General features: G+C 51.1%; 2 rRNA genes. Both read right to left on the bottom strand.

Features of this window, described 5'->3' with window-relative positions:
• Window positions 1-68 (bottom strand): 5S ribosomal RNA (gene rrf, locus R7035_RS25025); the annotation flags it as partial.
• Window positions 69-161: 93 nt separating this feature from the next.
• Window positions 162-3052, bottom strand: a 23S ribosomal RNA gene (locus R7035_RS25020).
• Between the last annotated feature and the right edge of the window lie 35 nt (window positions 3053-3087).

Genomic DNA, 3087 nt, shown 5'->3' with positions numbered 1-3087 from the left:
CGCTATTTCGTTTCACTTCTGAGTTCGGCATGGAAATCAGGTGGGTCCAAAACGCTATGGTCGCCAAGCAAATTCTTTAATTCGGAAAGCTGTTTGTTAATTCTCGTTCTTACACATTCAATGTTCTTTCATTGAGTCCATCAAAACCCCTTGGGTGTTGTATGGTTAAGCCTCACGGGCAATTAGTACAGGTTAGCTCAACGCCTCACAACGCTTACACACCCTGCCTATCAACGTCGTAGTCTACGACAACCCTTTAGGATACTTAAAGTATCAGGGAGAACTCATCTCAAGGCTCGCTTCCCGCTTAGATGCTTTCAGCGGTTATCGATCCCGAACTTAGCTACCGGGCAATGCGTCTGGCGACACAACCCGAACACCAGAGGTTCGTCCACTCCGGTCCTCTCGTACTAGGAGCAGCCCCTTTCAATTCTCCAACGCCCACGGCAGATAGGGACCGAACTGTCTCACGACGTTCTAAACCCAGCTCGCGTACCACTTTAAATGGCGAACAGCCATACCCTTGGGACCGACTTCAGCCCCAGGATGTGATGAGCCGACATCGAGGTGCCAAACACCGCCGTCGATATGAACTCTTGGGCGGTATCAGCCTGTTATCCCCGGAGTACCTTTTATCCGTTGAGCGATGGCCCTTCCATTCAGAACCACCGGATCACTATGACCTGCTTTCGCACCTGCTCGAATTGTCATTCTCGCAGTCAAGCGGGCTTATGCCATTGCACTAACCTCACGATGTCCAACCGTGATTAGCCCACCTTCGTGCTCCTCCGTTACGCTTTGGGAGGAGACCGCCCCAGTCAAACTACCCACCAGGCACTGTCCGCAACCCCGATAAGGGGTCGACGTTAGAACATCAACACTACAAGGGTGGTATTTCAAGGACGGCTCCACGCAATCTAGCGACTGCGCTTCAAAGCCTCCCACCTATCCTACACATGTAGGGTCAATGTTCAGTGCCAAGCTGTAGTAAAGGTTCACGGGGTCTTTCCGTCTAGCCGCGGGTACACTGCATCTTCACAGCGATTTCAATTTCACTGAGTCTCGGGTGGAGACAGCGTGGCCATCATTACGCCATTCGTGCAGGTCGGAACTTACCCGACAAGGAATTTCGCTACCTTAGGACCGTTATAGTTACGGCCGCCGTTTACCGGGGCTTCGATCAAGAGCTTCGACCGAAGTCTAACCCCATCAATTAACCTTCCGGCACCGGGCAGGCGTCACACCGTATACGTCATCTTGCGATTTTGCACAGTGCTGTGTTTTTAATAAACAGTTGCAGCCACCTGGTATCTGCGACTCTCAATAGCTCCATCCGCGAGGGACTTCACCGTCGAGAGCGTACCTTCTCCCGAAGTTACGGTACCATTTTGCCTAGTTCCTTCACCCGAGTTCTCTCAAGCGCCTTGGTATTCTCTACCCGACCACCTGTGTCGGTTTGGGGTACGATTCCTTACAATCTGAAGCTTAGAGGCTTTTCCTGGAAGCATGGCATCAATGACTTCACATCCGTAGATGCTCGACGTCGTGTCTCAGCCTTAGAAAGAGCCGGATTTACCTAACTCTTAAGCCTACGCACTTGAACCTGGACAACCGTCGCCAGGCCCACCTAGCCTTCTCCGTCCCCCCATCGCAATTGTAAGAAGTACGGGAATATTAACCCGTTTCCCATCGACTACGCCTTTCGGCCTCGCCTTAGGGGTCGACTTACCCTGCCCCGATTAACGTTGGACAGGAACCCTTGGTCTTCCGGCGAGGAGGTTTTTCACCCCCTTTATCGTTACTCATGTCAGCATTCGCACTTCTGATACGTCCAGCATGCGTTACCACACACCTTCAACCGCTTACAGAACGCTCCCCTACCCAATGCACTAAAAGTGCATTGCCGCAGCTTCGGTTTACTACTTAGCCCCGTTACATCTTCCGCGCAGGCCGACTCGACCAGTGAGCTATTACGCTTTCTTTAAATGATGGCTGCTTCTAAGCCAACATCCTGGCTGTCTGAGCCTTCCCACATCGTTTCCCACTTAGTAGTAATTTGGGACCTTAGCTGGCGGTCTGGGTTGTTTCCCTCTCCACGACGGACGTTAGCACCCGCCGTGTGTCTCCCGGATAGTACTTACTGGTATTCGGAGTTTGCAAAGGGTTGGTAAGTCGGGATGACCCCCTAGCCTTAACAGTGCTCTACCCCCAGTAGTATTCGTCCGAGGCGCTACCTAAATAGCTTTCGGGGAGAACCAGCTATCTCCAGGTTTGATTGGCCTTTCACCCCTAGCCACAAGTCATCCGCTAATTTTTCAACATTAGTCGGTTCGGTCCTCCAGTTGATGTTACTCAACCTTCAACCTGCCCATGGCTAGATCACCTGGTTTCGGGTCTATATCCAGAGACTGAACGCCCAGTTAAGACTCGGTTTCCCTACGGCTCCCCTAGATGGTTAACCTTGCCACTGAATATAAGTCGCTGACCCATTATACAAAAGGTACGCAGTCACAGGACAAGCCTGCTCCTACTGCTTGTACGTACACGGTTTCAGGTTCTATTTCACTCCCCTCACAGGGGTTCTTTTCGCCTTTCCCTCACGGTACTGGTTCACTATCGGTCAGTCAGTAGTATTTAGCCTTGGAGGATGGTCCCCCCATATTCAGACAGGATATCACGTGTCCCGCCCTACTCGATTTCACTGAACACACGTCGTCAACTACGGGACTATCACCCTGTATCGTCGGCCTTTCCAGGCTGTTCGTCTAACGCGTGTAAAGCTTAAGGGCTAGTCCAATTTCGCTCGCCGCTACTTTCGGAATCTCGGTTGATTTCTTTTCCTCGGGGTACTTAGATGTTTCAGTTCCCCCGGTTCGCCCTGTTGAGCTATGTATTCACTCAACAGTAATACCTTATGGTATTGGGTTTCCCCATTCGGAAATCCCAGACTCAAATGGTTTTTACTACCTAATCTGGGCTTATCGCAAGTTAATACGTCCTTCATCGCCTCTGACTGCCAAGGCATCCACCGTGTACGCTTAGTCACTTAACCATACAACCCGAAGGAGTTTCGAGTTGATGTTCAAA

The organism is Vibrio sp. 1731, from assembly GCF_033339955.1.
In the GTDB taxonomy this organism is placed as follows: domain Bacteria; phylum Pseudomonadota; class Gammaproteobacteria; order Enterobacterales; family Vibrionaceae; genus Vibrio; species Vibrio alginolyticus.
The sequence above is the reverse complement of the archived record's forward strand: the minus strand, read 5'-3'. Positions and strand labels throughout refer to the sequence as shown.